This is a genomic window from Pseudomonas sp. NCHU5216, assembly GCF_052156495.1.
Classification (GTDB): domain Bacteria; phylum Pseudomonadota; class Gammaproteobacteria; order Pseudomonadales; family Pseudomonadaceae; genus Aquipseudomonas.
In genome coordinates, this window is record NZ_JBQLIX010000001.1 from 159881 (window position 1) to 174793 (window position 14913).

Here is a 14913-nt window from a genome sequence, read left to right on the forward strand (position 1 = left end):
CAGCTCATTCTAGCTGTCGGGCGGCTGTACGGGGCTGTGTCTTTACGCCGCGTCGGGTGACACTTTGCCGCCACGGCTGTCTAATGGTTCAACTGATCAACGGAGGAAGTCCACCATGCGTAAGCCTGCAGTATTGACTGTGTTCGTTGCCGCGACTCTGACCCTGGGCGGTTGTGCGTCTAGCCTGACCGGCGACACCTACAGCCGTGACGAGGCGCGTCAGGTGCAGACGGTGCGCATGGGTACCATCGAGTCCCTGCGCCCGGTGAAGATCGAAGGCACCAAGACCCCGATCGGTGCCGGCGCAGGTGCGGTCATCGGTGGCGTCGGCGGCAGTGGCCTGGGTGGCGGTCGCGGCAGCGCGGTGATGGCGGTGATCGGCGCGGTGGCCGGTGGCCTGCTGGGCGCCGCTGCCGAAGAGGGGCTGACCCGTACCCAGGGTGTGGAGATTACCGTGCGTGAGGACGATGGCACCCTGCGCTCCTATGTGCAGGAAGTCGAGCCCAACCAGGTGTTCCGCGTCGGTGAGCGCGTGCGCATCATGACGGTCAATGGCACCAGTCGCGTTACGCATTAAGGCGCTTGATCGCAGAAACCGGTGCAGTCGTAGGCTGCTCCGGTTTTTTTATGCATGCTCATCTATCGCTCGATAGATAGATTCGCTTATTCAGCGGCCGGTGCGTTTAGTAATAATTCAATGCATGACGATCCGCCGATAGGTATGGATAATCGGTGGTTATTCTTGGCACGACAACGACTTAGCTGATTCGTTGTGGTGTGGGGTTCGTCACCGTCAGGGAGTTGCGACTCCAGTTCTCGTCGTCGGTCGTGGTTGGCCGGCGTGCCTGCATAAGGGGTTTTGCTGATGGCGCTTGCGTTGATCGTCGCCTTGCCATTTCTGGGGCTGTTCCTTCCGGTGCTCACCGAGCGCCTGGGACGTTCGGCCTGTGCCGTCGCGGCTGCACTGCCACCGTTGATCGCGTTGGTGCTGTTGTTCAGCCTGCAGCCAGGCGTGTTCGCCGGTGAGGTGCTGCGGGTCAAGCTCGAATGGTTGCCACAACTGGGTTTCAACCTCAGCCTGCGCCTCGACGGCCTGGGTTTTCTCTTCGCCCTGCTGATTCTCGGCATCGGTCTGCTGGTGATCCTCTACGCCCGCTACTACCTGTCCAAGAGCGAGCCGATGGGGCGCTTCTTCGCCTTCCTGCTGCTGTTCATGGGCGCCATGCTTGGCGTGGTGCTGTCGGAAAACTTGCTGCTGATGCTGGTGTTCTGGGAGCTGACCAGCCTGTCGTCGTTCCTGCTGATCGGCTTCTGGGGTTCACGCTCCGATGCGCGCAAGGGTGCGCGCATGGCCCTGGCGATCACCGGCGGTGGCGGTCTGGCGCTGTTGGCCGGCATCCTGCTGATCGGGCATATCGCCGGCAGCTTCGAGCTGTCGCAGGTACTCGCCGCCGGCTATGCGATCCGTGCCCACGAGCTGTACCCGCTGGCGCTGGTGCTGGTGCTGCTGGGGGTGTTCACCAAGTCGGCGCAGTTTCCCTTCCATTTCTGGCTGCCCCATGCGATGGCCGCGCCGACGCCGGTTTCGGCCTATCTGCACTCGGCGACCATGGTCAAGGCCGGCGTATTCCTGCTGGCGCGTCTGTACCCGGCGCTGGCCGGTTCCGAGTGGTGGTTCTATCTGGTCAGCCTGACCGGCCTGACCACGCTGTTGATCGGCGCGACCCTGGCGCTGTTCCAGCATGACCTCAAGGGGTTGCTGGCGTACTCGACCATCAGTCACCTGGGCCTGATCACCCTGCTGTTCGGCCTCGATACGCGCCTGGCGGCGGTGGCAGCGGTGTTCCACATCATCAACCACGCCACCTTCAAGGCCTCGCTGTTCATGGCCGCCGGCATCATCGACCATGAGACCGGCAGCCGCGACATGCGGCGCATCAATGGCATGTGGAAGTACATGCCGCACACGGCGATGCTGGCCATGGTGGCGGCCTCGGCGATGGCTGGGGTGCCGCTGCTCAACGGCTTCTTGAGCAAGGAAATGTTCTTCACCGAAACCCTGCACCAGCACCTGCTGGGCAGCTTCAACTGGGTGATTCCGGCCGTGGCGACCCTGGCCGGGGTGTTCTCGGTGGCCTATTCGCTGCGCTTCATCCATGACGTGTTCTTCAATGGCGAGCCCATCGACCTGCCCAAGTATCCGCCGCACGAGCCGCCGCGCTACATGAAGGTGCCGGTGGAGGTGCTGGTGTTCCTGTGCTTGCTGGTGGGCATCGTGCCGGCCTACACCGTGGCGCCGCTGCTGGCTGCGGCGGCTTCAGCCACCCTGGGTGGGGAACTGCCGGAGTACAGCCTGGCGATCTGGCATGGCGTCAACCTGCCGCTGATCATGAGCGTGGTCGCACTGGTGGGCGGTGTACTGGTGTATGCGCTGCGCAAGCCGCTGTTCCGCTGGTACGCCGGGATGCCCAGGGTCGATGCCAAGCTGGTGTTCGAGCGTGTGGTGATGAGCCTGTTCGCCTTGGCCTCGGCTTTCACCCGTGGCTTGGAGAATGGCTCGTTGCAGCGTTACATCGCCTATTTGCTGGGCGCCGGGATCATCGTGGTGGTGCTGGCTCTGGGGCCGTTGCCGGAGCTGATCGGCCCCGTCGCGCTGAGCCCGATCGACGGCATCACCGCTCTGGGCCTGGGCATCCTGGCCCTGGCGGCGCTGGTCACGGTGATCTTCCACCGGCAGCGCCTGGTGGCGCTGCTGATGCTCAGCGTGGTCGGCCTGATGGTGGCCCTGGCCTTCGCCCGCTTCTCCGCGCCGGATCTGGCCCTGACCCAGCTATCGGTGGAGGTGGTGACCATCGTTCTGCTGATGCTGGCGCTGTTCTTCCTGCCGGCGCAGACGCGGGTGGAGTCCAGCAGCATGCGCGCACTGCGCGATTTCAGCCTGGCCATCGGCAGCGGGGTGATGGTGGCCATGCTGGCCTTCGCCGTGCTGACGCGCCCTTACGACAGTATCGCTGGCTACTTCCTGGCCAACAGCGTTTCCGGCGGCGGCGGCACCAACGTGGTCAACGTGATTCTGGTGGACTTCCGCGGCTTCGATACCCTGGGCGAGATCAGCGTGCTGGCCATCGCCGGAGTGGGCATCTACGCCATGCTCGATGGTCTGCGCCTGTTCCAGCCCAATGCCGACGCCGAAGGGCGTAGCTGGGCGCGTGATCGTCACCCGCTGATCCTCGCCACCCTGTCGCGCGTGCTGTTGCCGATGGCGCTGCTGATTTCGGTGTTCATCTTCCTGCGCGGTCACAATCTGCCGGGTGGCGGCTTCATCGCCGGCCTGGTCACCGCCGTGGCGCTGATCCTGCAATACGTCGCCAGCGGTGTGCAGTGGACGCAATCGCGTCTGCCGCTCAATTACCACCGCCTGGCAGGCGGCGGCGTAATGATCGCTACCGCCACGGGGTTGGGCAGTTGGCTGTTCGAGCGCCCGTTCCTGACCTCGGCGTTCGGTCATTTCCATATCCCCCTGGTGGGGGAGATCGAGCTGGCCACGGCCATGCTCTTCGACTTGGGCGTTTACCTGACTGTGGTCGGGTCGACCCTGCTCATTCTCGCCAACCTGGGCAAGTTGACCCAGGAAAAGCCCGGACAGGAGGTACTCTGACATGGAGGCGCTATTTGCCGTCGCGCTTGGCATTCTGACCTCGAGCGGCGTGTATCTGTTATTGCGAGCCCGCACCTTCCCGGTGGTGATGGGCCTGACCCTGATTTCCTACGCGGTCAACCTGTTCCTGTTCGCCATGGGGCGCCTGCAAACCGGGGCCTCGACCGTGATCGGGCTTGGTTCGCAGTATGTCGACCCGCTGCCGCAGGCGCTGGTGTTGACCGCCATCGTCATCGGTTTCGCCATGACCGCTTTCGTCGTGGTGCTGGCGCTGCGCAGCGTGGGTGAGCTGAGTACCGACCACGTCGATGGCCGGGAGCAGCATCGATGAACCATGCGTTGATCCTTCCTCTGCTCCTGCCCATGTTGGCAGGCAGTCTGTTGCTGGTGGCTGCGCGTCGTGACATGCCGTTCAAGCGGCTGGTTTCCGTCGCTGCCACCGTCTTGCTGGTGCCACTGAGCCTGTGGCTGCTGCTGCAGGCTGATCAGGGCGTGATTCAGGTCTATGCCCTGGGTAACTGGCAGCCGCCGTTCGGCATCGTGCTGGTGCTCGACCGCCTCAGCGCGCTGATGCTGTTGGTCACCTCGGTGCTGGCGCTGTTCGCGGTGCTCTATGCCATGCGTGGCGACGACGAGCGTGGGCGCAACTTCCATGCGCTGTTCCAGTTCCAGTTGCTGGGCATCAATGGTGCGTTCCTCACCGGCGACCTGTTCAACCTGTTCGTCTTCTTCGAGATCCTGCTGATCGCTTCCTACTCGCTGCTGCTGCATGGCGGCGGCAAGGATCGGGTGCGGGCTGGGTTGCACTACGTGGTGCTCAACCTGGTCGGCTCGGCCTTCTTCCTGATCGCTGTGGGTACGCTGTATGGCGTGACCGGCACGCTGAACATGGCCGACATGTCGGTACGCGTCGCTGCAGCCGGTGCCGATCATGCGCCACTGATCGCGGCGGCGGCCATGCTGCTGCTGGTGGTGTTCGGCCTCAAGGCGGCCTTCCTGCCGTTGTACTTCTGGCTACCGCGTGCCTACGCCTCGGCCACCGCGCCAGTGGCGGCGCTGTTCGCCATCATGACCAAGGTCGGCCTGTATTCGATCCTGCGCGTCTACACCCTGGTATTCGGCGACGAAGCCGGCAACCTCTCGCACATGGTGCAGGAGTGGCTATGGCCGCTGGCCCTGTTGACCCTGGCGCTGGGCGCCATCGGTGCCTTCGCCTCGGTCACCCTGCAAGGCATGCTTGCCTATCTGGTGGTGCTGTCGGTAGGCACGCTGCTCGCCGGCATGGCCCTGGGTACGCCCGAGGCGCTGCAGGCGGCGCTGTTCTACCTGATCCACAGCACCTGGGTAGCGGGGGCGTTGTTCCTCATCGCCGATCTGATCAGTCGCCAGCGTGGCATCAAGCTGGGGCAACTGATCCAGGGCCCGGCGTTGCAGAACCCGCACATTCTCGGGGCGCTGTTCTTCGCCGGGGCCATTGCCGTGGCTGGCTTGCCACCGCTCTCCGGTTTCTTCGGCAAGGTGTTGCTGCTCAAGGCCGTCGGGCCAGGCTGGGAGGCCGCGCTGCTGTGGCCGGTGGTGCTGATTGGTGGCCTGGTGACCCTGATCAGTCTCAGCCGCGCTGGCAGCACGCTGTTCTGGCGCGTCGGGCTGAGCCAACTGGACAGTGCCGAGCTGGACACCGGCCGTCTGCTCGCTGCCATCGGCCTGCTGCTGATGAGCCCGCTGCTGGTGGCCTGCGCCGCGCCTGCGCTGGACTACCTCGCCGCCACGGTGGCGCAACTGCATGACCTGGGGAGTTACCACATGATCCTGCACAGCGGAGGTGGCGCATGAACGCGCGTCGCTGGTTGCCGCATCCGCTGCTGAGCCTGTGTCTTCTCGGCGTCTGGCTGCTGTTGGTGAACAATTTCAGTTTTGGTCACTGGCTGCTGGGGGCATTCCTCGGCTGGCTGATCCCCCTGGTCAGCCAGGTGTTCTGGATCAACCCGCCGCAGGTGCGCAAGCCGCTCAAGCTATGCCTGTTCCTGCTGCGCGTGCTGGGCGACATCGTGGTGGCCAACCTGGAGGTGGCCAAGCTCATCCTCGGCCCCACCAGCCGCCTGCGCCCGGCCTTCGTCGAGGTGCCGCTACAACTGGACGACGAGCTGGCGCTGACCATGCTCGCCAGCATCGTGTCGCTGACGCCGGGCACCGTCTCGGCCGATCTCAGCGACGACAAGCGCACACTGCTGATCCACAGCCTCAACGTGGATGACGAAGCCGAGCTGGTACGCAGTGTCCAGACCCGTTACGAAGCCCCGCTGCTGGAGGTGTTCGCATGCTCGCGTTCGTGATCCCGATTTGCCTGGCCATCATGGGCCTGGCGCTGGTGCTGACCCTGGCCCGGCTGATCAAGGGGCCGGACATGCCCGACCGCATCCTGGCCCTGGATACCCTGTACATCAATGCCATCGCCTTGCTGGTGCTGTTCGGCATCTGGCTGGGCTCGGATCTGTACTTCGAGGCAGCGTTGCTGATCGCGGTAATGGGCTTCATTGGCACCGTGGCCGTGGCCAAGTATCTGCTGCGCGGCGACATCATCGAATAAGAACGATCTGCTGCGCGTCGGCCCTGCTGCGTTAAAAACTGGCTCGGAATGCTCATGTACAAAAGTACAGTCGCTCGCGACTCCGACCGTTCCTCACCTGTTTTTGCCTTGCATGGCGCTAGCTCGCGAGATCGTAAAATCGTTCTACGGAGATTGCTGTATGCAAACTTGGATCGAAGGCTTGGTCGCGCTGTTCCTGCTACTCGGCAGCCTGTTCGCCCTGGTGGGTGCCATCGGCCTGTACCGCCTGCCGGATTTCTTCATGCGCCTGCATGGCCCGACCAAGGCCACCACCATGGGGGTGGGTGGCATGGTCATCGCCTCGCTGATCTATTTCGGTACGCGCGGCAATGGCATCAGCCTGCACGAACTGTTGATCACCCTGTTCCTGTTCATCACCGCGCCGGTCAGTGCACACATGCTGGCCAAGGCCGCCTTGCAGCAGAAGCTGCCGCTGAACGAGCGGACGCGTGGGCGCCCCTGGGAGCAGTGACAGTTTTCCCGCGCGGCTGTATCTGTCGGCGCGCATGCCGGGTTCCTAGACTGAGCGCCTGACTCGGACGAGGTGACCCTCATGCTGCAGCTGCGCGCGGCCCGGACGGCCGATATCGAGGCCATGTGCGATCTGCTCCTGGAGCACGGCCCCAACCCCTGGAACTACTTGCCCGAAATTGAGGTGCGCGCGCATCTGGCGGCCATCGCCACTGGGCAGACACACGCCTGGCTGGCAGAGGAGGGCGGCCAGTTGCAGGGTTTCGTCAGTTACCGGCTGACCGATGCCTTCGCCGAACATCAGCCGCCTTCACGTGCCGCACAGGCGCACGCCTATATCTGCGAGGCAGTGGTGCATCGCCAGCAGGCCGGCCGAGGCCTGGGCTCGCGGCTGCTGCGAGAGGTGGTGGACAGGCTATTGGCGCAGGAGCTGCGAGACATCTATATCGACCGCCATGAGGAAAATGTTGCCTCGGCGGGGATGATGCGCAAGGCCGGCTTCGTCGAGTTGCGCACCTATGTCGACTCCGAACGCCGGCCCAATGGCTCGGGGCGTTCGACCTTGTGCTGCTTGAGAGCTGAGTCCGAGGAGTGATCAAACGTCTGGCTACCATCGCCTTGCTGGCCGTCCTGCAGCCATTGCTGGCCCTGGTGCTCTACCAGGGGGCTTTCGAGGCTTATCGGCAGATGGTTGGCAGCATTCGACGCGATCTCAACTATGGGCTGCAACTGCATCATTCGCTCTACGTGTTTGGCGCTTTGGCGCTGGCCAATGCGATCTGGCTGATGAGTTGCCGCAGTCGTCGCAGTGGCCTGATCGGCAGTTGCATCTGCCTGGCGCTGTGGACGCTGTACTGGGTCAACGCCTTTGCCAGCACGCCGCTGCGCAGCCTGCTGGTGGTCAGTGTGGGTGTGCTGGTATTGGCATTGTCTGCAACGCTGTTGCTGCTGCGTTTTGGCAGGCGCCGATAGAGGCGGCTGGGCGGCGTTCCGTTTCAGCCGGTAAAGGGCTGGCGCGGCGTGCGCAAGCATCGCGGCTGAAGCCGCTCCTACAGGGTGTGCAGTTGTGATCAGGCTTTGGCTGTTAGCCGAGCATATCCTTGATCACTGCCTCGGCTACGCGGATACCATCCACGCCCGCCGAGAGAATGCCGCCGGCATAACCCGCGCCTTCACCGGCCGGATACAGGCCCTTGAGATTGAGGCTCTGCAGGTCATCGCCACGGGTGATGCGCACCGGCGAGGAGGTGCGCGTTTCGATGCCGGTGAGCACCGCATCGGCCAGGTCGAAGCCCTTGATCTGCTTGGCGAAGGCCGGGATGGCCTCGCGGATCGCCTCGATGGCGAAGGCCGGCAGCGACGGCGCCAGGTCACCTAGGCGCACGCCCGGCTTGTAAGACGGCTGCACTTCACCCAAGGCGGTGGACGGCGTGCCCTTGATGAAGTCGCCCACCAGTTGCCCCGGCGCCTCGTAGTTGCGCCCACCAAGCACGTAGGCGTGCGACTCCAGGCGCTCTTGCAGTTCGACGCCGGCCAGCGGGCCGCCCGGGTAGTCCTGCTCGGGGGTGATGCCGACGACGATGCCAGCGTTGGCGTTGCGCTCGTTGCGCGAATACTGGCTCATGCCGTTGGTGACCACACGCTCCGGCTCAGAGGTGGCAGCGACCACGGTGCCGCCCGGGCACATGCAGAAGCTATACACCGCGCGACCGTTGCTGGCGTGGTGTACCAGCTTGTAGTCGGCGGCGCCGATTTTTGGGTGGCCGGCGTACTTGCCCAGACGAGCACGGTCGATCAGCGATTGCGGGTGCTCGATGCGGAAACCCACCGAGAAGGGCTTGGCTTCCAGATAAACACCACGGGCATGCAGCATGCGGAAGGTGTCGCGCGAGCTGTGGCCGAGAGCGAGCACGACATGCTTGCTGAACAGTTGCTCGCCGCTCTCCAGCATCACGCCGCTGAGCTGGCCGTCTTCCATCAGCAGGTCGCTGACCCGTTGCTGGAAGCGCACTTCGCCACCGAGGGCCTTGATCTCTTCACGCATGGTGGCGACCACGCCAGTCAGGCGGAAGGTGCCGATATGCGGCTTGCTGACGTAGAGGATCTCGTCCGGCGCGCCGGCCTTGACGAATTCCTCCAGCACCTTGCGTCCGTAATGGTTGGGGTCCTTGATCTGGCTGTATAGCTTACCGTCGGAGAAGGTGCCGGCACCGCCTTCGCCGAACTGCACGTTGGAGGTGGGGTCGAGCACGTTCTTGCGCCACAGGCCCCAGGTGTCCTTGGTGCGTTGGCGTACTTCCTTGCCACGCTCCAGCACGATGGGGCGCAGGCCAGCCTGGGCCAGGATCAGCGCGGCGAAAATGCCACAGGGGCCGAAACCGACGACGATGGGGCGCTCGTTCAACGGCGCCGTGGCCTGGCCGACCGGCTTGTAGGTGATGTCCGGTGCCGGGCCGACATGCTTGTCATCGGCCAGGCGGGTGAGCAGGGCGGCCTCGTTTTGCACCTCGCAATCGAGGGTGTAGATGAAGGGCATGTCGCCATACTTCTTGCGCGCATCGTAGCTGCGCTTGAACACGCTGAAGGCGAGCAGCTCGCCATCCTCGATGCCCAGGCGCTGGACGATGGCCGGGCGCAGGGCCTCCTCGGGATGGTCGAGGGGCAGTTTCAGTTCGGTCAGGCGAATCATGGCGAATATCCCGTTGGGCCGGTGGTGATCCGGCAAGGTCAAGAAGGGCGGCGATTGTACAGGATCGCCGTCCTGCGGTCGCGCTGGCAGGAAGCCTCGACGTAGCCCGGATGCAATCCGGGAAATCCCGCATTCTCAATCCCCGGATTGCATCCGGGCTACTTGCGAGTCAGGTGATGCCAGTACAGCAACACATCGAGCATGCGGTTGGCGAAGGCCCACTCGTTGTCGTACCAGGCCAGCACCTTGACCAGATCCTCCTGCACGCGGGTGTGGTTGAGGTCGACCACGCAGGACACCGGGTGGGCGTTGAAGTCGCTGGACACCAGCGACAGCTCGTTGCACTCCATCACTCCCGGCAGCAGGCCCAGGGCACCGGCCTGCAGGGCGGCGTTGATGGCGTCGCGGCTGAGCGGGCGCTCGGCGCTGAAGGTCAGGTCGAGCAGCGACACGTTGGGTGTCGGCACCCGTACCGAAAGGCCGTCGAGGCGCCCGGCCAGCTCCGGCAGCACCAGGCCGATGGTCTTTGCCGCGCCGGTGCTGGTGGGGATCATCGACAGTGCGGCGGCGCGGGCGCGGTAGAGGTCGTCGTGGGCCTTGTCCAGCAGGTTCTGGTCGTTGGTGTAGGCGTGCACGGTGTTGACCAGGCCCTGGCGGATGCCCACCGCTTCGTGTAGCACCTTGGCCAGCGGTGCCAGGCAGTTGGTGGTGCAGGAGGCGTTGGAGACGATCTGCTGGGTCTTCAGCCGGTCATGGTTGACGCCGTACACCACCGTCAGATCGGCGCTTTCCAGCGGATGCGAAAGCAGCACGCGTTGCGCGCCGGCGGTCAGGTGCTGCTCGACCTGCTCGCGCTGCTTGAACTTGCCCGAGCATTCCAGCACCAGATCCACCCCCAGATCACGCCAGGGCAGGTTGACGGCTTCACGCTCGCCGAGCAGGTGGATCGCTTGGCCACCCAGGTGCAATTGGTCGTCGTGCAGCTCGACCTGGCCGGGAAAGCGGCCGAAGGTGGAGTCGAAGCGGGTCAGGTGAGTGAGGGTGGTGTAATCGCCGAGATCGTTGATCGCGACCAGGCGGATGCGTTGTTGCAGATCGCGTTGCACCAGGGCGCGCACCAGGGCGCGGCCGATGCGCCCGTATCCGTTCAGGGCTATGCGTAGCATGGCGGTCTCCTTCCATCATTGGCTCTTTGAGCTTAGGTGGAGAGTTCGACTCCATGCCAAGCGGCCGGGTGGTAACGGATGGAAGGGATCGCCTGGCGACGAGTGGGTGGCTCGCTACGCCGATCAGTTGCGCATGCCACCGAAGTGGGCGCAGCCGCGCAGCACCTGGCCGTCGAGACGCAGCTCGGCGCTGAGGTGATTGAGCGTGCCGCTCATGCTGTCGACGCAACGCTGCGGCGCCACCCACAGCTCCAGGCGCTGACCATTGGCCTCGCTGCTGAAGCTGATGCGCTCGTCCGGCAGTTGTTCTTCCAGATAGGGCAGGGCCAGGGGCGGCTGATTCGGGCGGTTGAGCACCAGCCCCTTGCTGCCGACTTCCACCTGCCAGGCAGGCTCGTTACCGCTGGCGCGCAGCACCAGGCGCTTGAAGTTGAGGTCGTCGCAGCCATGGCCTTCGGCCTGCAGGCGATACACCCGGCTGACCTCGAAGCGGCCATCGCTGCCCTGGCCCTGACTGCCGCCCAGCTCTCCGGCCAGATCGGCGAACAGGCTGCTGCGGTTGCCGGCCAGCAGGTTCATGGCCTCGCGCTCGATGCCGCTACCGCTGAGGCTGAAGTGACGTTGCTCCTGACAGGGGGTGAACAGCAGGGCGCCGTTCTGCACTTGCACCTCCCCTTGCAGGCGCGTGGCCGGGGGCGGGCCTTCGGGCTTGCCAGTATAGACCTGGCAGGCGGTCACGAGAGGGAGCAGAGTGAGGGTGGCGAGCAGGCTACGGGTGATGGACATGAGGGCCTCCGAAGGAAGCCGCCACCATAGCCACAGCGTGGCCTCGGCTCAAGTCGTTCGCTTTGACGCGGCGCGCCGGCTGCGGCCTAATGCGCCGGTTGATTGCGTTCGGTTCGTTCCCCATGTCCAATTTCGCCATGCGTCCCAGCACCCTCCATCTGCCTCAGGGCGACTGGGTCACGGTGCTCGACTGCCTGTGCGACCACTTCCCGGCCATCGACCGTGCCACCTGGCTCGAACGCATGTCACGCGGACGGGTACTGGATGCCGATGGCGCCCCCATCGATGCGGCGCATCCCTACCGTGCCGGGCTCAAGGTGCGTTACTTCCGCGAGGTGCCGGCGGAAACGCCGATTCCCTTCGAGGAGCAGGTACTGTGGCAAGACGAGCATCTGCTGGTGGTGGATAAACCGCACTTCCTGCCGGTGATGCCGGCCGGTGAGTACGTCGAGCAGACGCTGCTGGCGCGTCTGGTCAGGCGTACCGGCAACCCGGATCTGGTGCCGATCCATCGTATCGACCGGCTCACCGCCGGGCTGGTGCTGTTCTCCTGCCAGCCGAACACGCGCGGTGCTTACCAGGCGCTATTCCGCCAACGTGAGGTGCACAAGCGCTACGAGGCCATCGCCCCGGCCTTGCCGCAGCTCGAGTTTCCCCATGTGCACCGTTCGCGCATGGTGGAGGGCGAGCCCTTCTTCCGCATGCAGGAGGTGGCGGGGCAGGCCAACAGCGAGACGCATATCGAAGTACTGGAGCGCCATGGCCAGTGGTGGCGCTACGGCTTGTCACCAGTGACCGGGCGCAAGCACCAGTTGCGCGTGCACCTGGCCGGGCTCGGCGCGCCGATTCAGGGCGACGACTTCTATCCACAGCTCAGCAGCCACCGCGAGCAGCCCGACGATTACACCAGGCCGCTCAAGCTGCTGGCCCGTGGCCTGCGCTTCGTCGACCCGCTCAGCGGCCAGGAGCGTGAGTTCCACAGCGCTTTGCAGCTCTCCTGGTGAGCGCTCGCATAGCGTGACCCACATCATGCTATCGCCCCGCCAGCATTGAATCGCCGCCTCGCTGCGTGCAGTCTGCATGGCACTCACTTCACGGAGGAAGGATGACGGCATGTTCAACCCGGCCAACGAAACCCATTTCAGCCTGAACATCGAGGGTATCGAGCACGACCTGCAGGTGCTCGAATTCAGCGGGCGAGAGGCCGTCAGCCAGCTCTACCGCTTCGACGTGGAACTGATCAGCGAGCGCCCCGACCTCGACCTCAAGGCCCTGCTGCAGCAGCACGCCTACCTCGCCTTCAGCCCCAACGGCGATGGCATCCACGGCATCATCCACCGCGCCGAGCAGGGCGAATCCGGCAAACGCCTGACCCGCTACCGCCTGAGCCTCGTGCCGCAGCTCAAACTGCTCGAGTACCGCATCAACCAGCGCATCTTCCAGCACCTGAGCGTGCCGCAGATCGTCGCCCAGGTGCTCGAAGAACATGGCATCGTCCAGGGCCGCTACGAATTCCAGCTCGGCCCCACCGTCTACCCCGAACGCGACTACTGCGTGCAGTACGACGAGAGCGACCTGCACTTCGTCCAGCGCCTGTGCGAAGAGGAAGGCATCCACTACCACTTCCACCACAGCGAAAGCGGCCATGTGCTGGTGTTCGGCGACGACCAGAGCGCCTTCGCCAAGCTCGGCAGGCCCACGCCCTACATCCAGGACAGCGGCATGACCGCCGACGACCCGGTGCTCAAGCGCCTGGCCCTGCGCCTGGAAACCCGCACCCGGCGCACCACCCGCCGCGACTACGACTTCGAGCAACCGCGCCTGTTGCTGGAGGCCACCTACCAGGGCGATAAGGCCGGCGAGCTTGACCACCTGCCCGCCCTGGAAGACTACGACTACCCTGGCCGCTACACCGACCGCACACGCGGCAAGCACCTGGCCAAGCGCGCCCTGGAACGCCATCGCAGCGACTACCAGCAACTGCAAGGCAAGAGCGACCAACCGCGCCTGGTCAGCGGCCACCTGCTGGAAATCTCCGAACACCCGCAACGCGAATGGAACGCCCTGTGGCTGCTCACCGAAGTGCAGCACCAAGGCAAACAGCCGCAGGTGCTGGAAGAGTCCATCACCAGTGATTCAGCCCTGCGCCGAACGGCTCCCTCGCCCCTTTGGGGAGAGGGGGACAAGAGCGACACCGACTTTACCCAGGGCTACCGCAACCGCTTCCTCGCCACCCCCTGGGACGTGCCCTTCCGCCCGCCGCTGAAACACCCCAAACCCAAGGTGCTCGGCAGCCAGACCGCCGTGGTCACCGGCCCTGCCGGCGAAGAAATCCACTGCGACCAATATGGCCGGGTGAAGGTGCAATTCTTCTGGGATCGTGAAGGCCAGGCCGACGACAAGACCAGTTGCTGGCTACGGGTCAGCTCAAGCTGGGCCGGTGATCGCTACGGCGCCATCACCATCCCGCGCATCGGCATGGAAGTGCTGGTCACCTTCCTCGAAGGCGACCCCGACCAGCCGCTGGTCACCGGCTGCCTCTACCACGCCGAACACGTGGTGCCCTACGACCTGCCGGCGAACAAGACCCGCAGCGTGTTCAAAACCCTGAGCAGCCCCGGCGGTGGTGGCTACAACGAACTGCGCATCGAAGATCGCAAGGGCGCCGAGCAGATCTACCTCCACGCCCAGCGCGACTGGGACGAGAACATCGAGCACGACCAGAAGATCCGCGTCGGCAACAAACGCCACGACACCGTGGAAAAGAACAGCTACACCGAACTGCTGGCCGAGGAACACCTCACCGTCACCGCCGAGCGCAAGGTGGAAGTCAAACCGCAGGATCACCTGACGGTAGGCACCGACCAGCACATCAAACTCGGCACCGCACAACTGACCAAGGCAGGCAGGGAGATTCATCTCAAGGCCGGGCAGAAAATGGTCATCGAAGCCGGCATCGAACTGACCATCAAGGCGGGCGGCAGCTTTATCAAGCTCGACCCCGGCGGCATCACCATCAGCGGCCCATTGGCCCGCCTCAACGCCGGCGGCTCACCGGGCAAGGGCTCGGGCATCAAGATCAAACCGCCCGTGCTGCCAGGCGCGGCGGATAGTGACAAGGCGGGGAGTTTGTTGGAGCAGGCCATTGGTAATGCTGTTGAGCCACGGCCTAACCAGCTAGCGGTTCGTCTGGCTCCATTGCCTAATTTGCCGGGCTATGCGGACGAGCCTTATCAGCTTTTCGCCGACGGTGCGTTGCTGGAGAAAGGTTTCTCCGACGCGCAGGGCTATGTGCGCTTCGAGCACCGCCCCGGCACGCAGGCTTATGTGATCGAAACCGTCAACGGGCATCGTTTCACCCTGGCCGTGAAAGAACAGGCCGATGCTCAGAGTCGCTCGCTGAGCGAACGACTGGGGCGCCAGGGATATCGTGACTACCCTGCGCAAGCAGCCTCACTGGAGCCTCTTCGAGATACTGCCGATTTCCGTCGACTGTTGGCAGGACAGCACAAGGACACCGAGTAAAAGGACTTAG

Annotated in this window: 14 protein-coding genes; 11 read left to right on the top strand and 3 right to left on the bottom strand. The window is 64.4% G+C overall.

Features of this window, described 5'->3' with window-relative positions; translation table 11 throughout:
- Window positions 1-115: 115 nt before the first annotated feature.
- The 9 genes from ACSVIK_RS00725 to ACSVIK_RS00765 all read left to right on the top strand — a co-directional run bounded on the left by ACSVIK_RS00725 (window position 116) and on the right by ACSVIK_RS00765 (window position 7709).
- On the top strand, window positions 116-577 hold the full coding sequence (locus tag ACSVIK_RS00725) for a hypothetical protein (protein ID WP_442442452.1): 462 nt from the start codon (window positions 116-118) through the stop codon (window positions 575-577).
- Between the two features lie 288 nt (window positions 578-865).
- Window positions 866-3658 (top strand): monovalent cation/H+ antiporter subunit A, encoded by a 2793-nt coding sequence (locus ACSVIK_RS00730; protein ID WP_442442453.1) that lies wholly within the window; start codon window positions 866-868, stop codon window positions 3656-3658.
- A 1-nt stretch (window position 3659) separates the two neighbouring features.
- The gene (locus tag ACSVIK_RS00735; RefSeq protein ID WP_442442454.1) at window positions 3660-3989 is read left to right on the top strand and encodes a Na+/H+ antiporter subunit C; all 330 of its coding nucleotides are present in this window, start codon (window positions 3660-3662) and stop codon (window positions 3987-3989) included.
- Window positions 3986-5491 carry a monovalent cation/H+ antiporter subunit D gene (locus tag ACSVIK_RS00740; RefSeq protein WP_442442455.1) on the top strand — a complete coding sequence of 502 codons (1506 nt, stop codon included), beginning with the start codon at window positions 3986-3988 and terminating at the stop codon, window positions 5489-5491. The genes ACSVIK_RS00735 and ACSVIK_RS00740 overlap by 4 nt, the downstream gene beginning before the upstream one ends.
- The gene (locus ACSVIK_RS00745; RefSeq protein ID WP_442442456.1) at window positions 5488-5991 is read left to right on the top strand and encodes a Na+/H+ antiporter subunit E; all 504 of its coding nucleotides are present in this window, start codon (window positions 5488-5490) and stop codon (window positions 5989-5991) included. The genes ACSVIK_RS00740 and ACSVIK_RS00745 overlap by 4 nt, the downstream gene beginning before the upstream one ends.
- Window positions 5976-6245, top strand: coding sequence for a K+/H+ antiporter subunit F (locus ACSVIK_RS00750; RefSeq protein WP_159973263.1), 270 nt, complete (start codon window positions 5976-5978; stop codon window positions 6243-6245). The genes ACSVIK_RS00745 and ACSVIK_RS00750 overlap by 16 nt, the downstream gene beginning before the upstream one ends.
- A 160-nt stretch (window positions 6246-6405) precedes the next feature.
- Window positions 6406-6738 carry a Na+/H+ antiporter subunit G gene (locus ACSVIK_RS00755; protein WP_442442457.1) on the top strand — a complete coding sequence of 111 codons (333 nt, stop codon included), beginning with the start codon at window positions 6406-6408 and terminating at the stop codon, window positions 6736-6738.
- An 81-nt stretch (window positions 6739-6819) separates the two neighbouring features.
- Window positions 6820-7332, top strand: a complete 513-nt coding sequence (locus tag ACSVIK_RS00760; RefSeq protein WP_442442458.1) for a GNAT family N-acetyltransferase — start codon at window positions 6820-6822, stop codon at window positions 7330-7332.
- On the top strand, window positions 7329-7709 hold the full coding sequence (locus ACSVIK_RS00765) for a hypothetical protein (RefSeq protein ID WP_442442459.1): 381 nt from the start codon (window positions 7329-7331) through the stop codon (window positions 7707-7709). The genes ACSVIK_RS00760 and ACSVIK_RS00765 overlap by 4 nt, the downstream gene beginning before the upstream one ends.
- Before the next feature lie 112 nt (window positions 7710-7821).
- Here the strand turns inward: ACSVIK_RS00765 and ACSVIK_RS00770 are convergent, their stop codons facing one another.
- The 3 genes from ACSVIK_RS00770 to ACSVIK_RS00780 form a co-directional block, all read right to left on the bottom strand.
- Window positions 7822-9426, bottom strand: a complete 1605-nt coding sequence (locus ACSVIK_RS00770; RefSeq protein ID WP_442442460.1) for an NAD(P)/FAD-dependent oxidoreductase — start codon at window positions 9424-9426, stop codon at window positions 7822-7824.
- Between the two features lie 158 nt (window positions 9427-9584).
- A complete protein-coding gene (gene gap, locus ACSVIK_RS00775; protein WP_442442461.1) occupies window positions 9585-10592 on the bottom strand; it encodes a type I glyceraldehyde-3-phosphate dehydrogenase in 1008 nt (335 codons plus the stop codon).
- Window positions 10593-10715: 123 nt separating this feature from the next.
- On the bottom strand, window positions 10716-11378 hold the full coding sequence (locus tag ACSVIK_RS00780; protein ID WP_442442462.1) for a COG3650 family protein: 663 nt from the start codon (window positions 11376-11378) through the stop codon (window positions 10716-10718).
- Window positions 11379-11500: 122 nt separating this feature from the next.
- Here ACSVIK_RS00780 and ACSVIK_RS00785 point away from each other — a divergent pair, with 122 nt between their 5' ends.
- Both ACSVIK_RS00785 and tssI read left to right on the top strand, forming a co-directional pair.
- Window positions 11501-12382 carry an RluA family pseudouridine synthase gene (locus ACSVIK_RS00785; protein WP_442442463.1) on the top strand — a complete coding sequence of 294 codons (882 nt, stop codon included), beginning with the start codon at window positions 11501-11503 and terminating at the stop codon, window positions 12380-12382.
- A gap of 109 nt (window positions 12383-12491) precedes the next feature.
- Window positions 12492-14903, top strand: coding sequence for a type VI secretion system tip protein TssI/VgrG (gene tssI, locus ACSVIK_RS00790; RefSeq protein ID WP_442442464.1), 2412 nt, complete (start codon window positions 12492-12494; stop codon window positions 14901-14903).
- Window positions 14904-14913 lie beyond the last annotated feature (10 nt).

Coding starts and splice junctions, on each gene's coding strand:
- ACSVIK_RS00730 (WP_442442453.1), top strand. CDS start 866: ATGGCGCTTGCGTTGATCGTCGCCTTGCCATTTCTGGGGCTGTTCCTT.
- ACSVIK_RS00725 (WP_442442452.1), top strand. CDS start 116: ATGCGTAAGCCTGCAGTATTGACTGTGTTCGTTGCCGCGACTCTGACC.
- ACSVIK_RS00745 (WP_442442456.1), top strand. CDS start 5,488: ATGAACGCGCGTCGCTGGTTGCCGCATCCGCTGCTGAGCCTGTGTCTT.
- ACSVIK_RS00770 (WP_442442460.1), bottom strand. CDS start 9,426: ATGATTCGCCTGACCGAACTGAAACTGCCCCTCGACCATCCCGAGGAG.
- ACSVIK_RS00740 (WP_442442455.1), top strand. CDS start 3,986: ATGAACCATGCGTTGATCCTTCCTCTGCTCCTGCCCATGTTGGCAGGC.
- ACSVIK_RS00735 (WP_442442454.1), top strand. CDS start 3,660: ATGGAGGCGCTATTTGCCGTCGCGCTTGGCATTCTGACCTCGAGCGGC.
- ACSVIK_RS00780 (WP_442442462.1), bottom strand. CDS start 11,378: ATGTCCATCACCCGTAGCCTGCTCGCCACCCTCACTCTGCTCCCTCTC.
- gap (WP_442442461.1), bottom strand. CDS start 10,592: ATGCTACGCATAGCCCTGAACGGATACGGGCGCATCGGCCGCGCCCTG.
- ACSVIK_RS00785 (WP_442442463.1), top strand. CDS start 11,501: ATGTCCAATTTCGCCATGCGTCCCAGCACCCTCCATCTGCCTCAGGGC.
- tssI (WP_442442464.1), top strand. CDS start 12,492: ATGTTCAACCCGGCCAACGAAACCCATTTCAGCCTGAACATCGAGGGT.
- ACSVIK_RS00750 (WP_159973263.1), top strand. CDS start 5,976: ATGCTCGCGTTCGTGATCCCGATTTGCCTGGCCATCATGGGCCTGGCG.
- ACSVIK_RS00755 (WP_442442457.1), top strand. CDS start 6,406: ATGCAAACTTGGATCGAAGGCTTGGTCGCGCTGTTCCTGCTACTCGGC.
- ACSVIK_RS00760 (WP_442442458.1), top strand. CDS start 6,820: ATGCTGCAGCTGCGCGCGGCCCGGACGGCCGATATCGAGGCCATGTGC.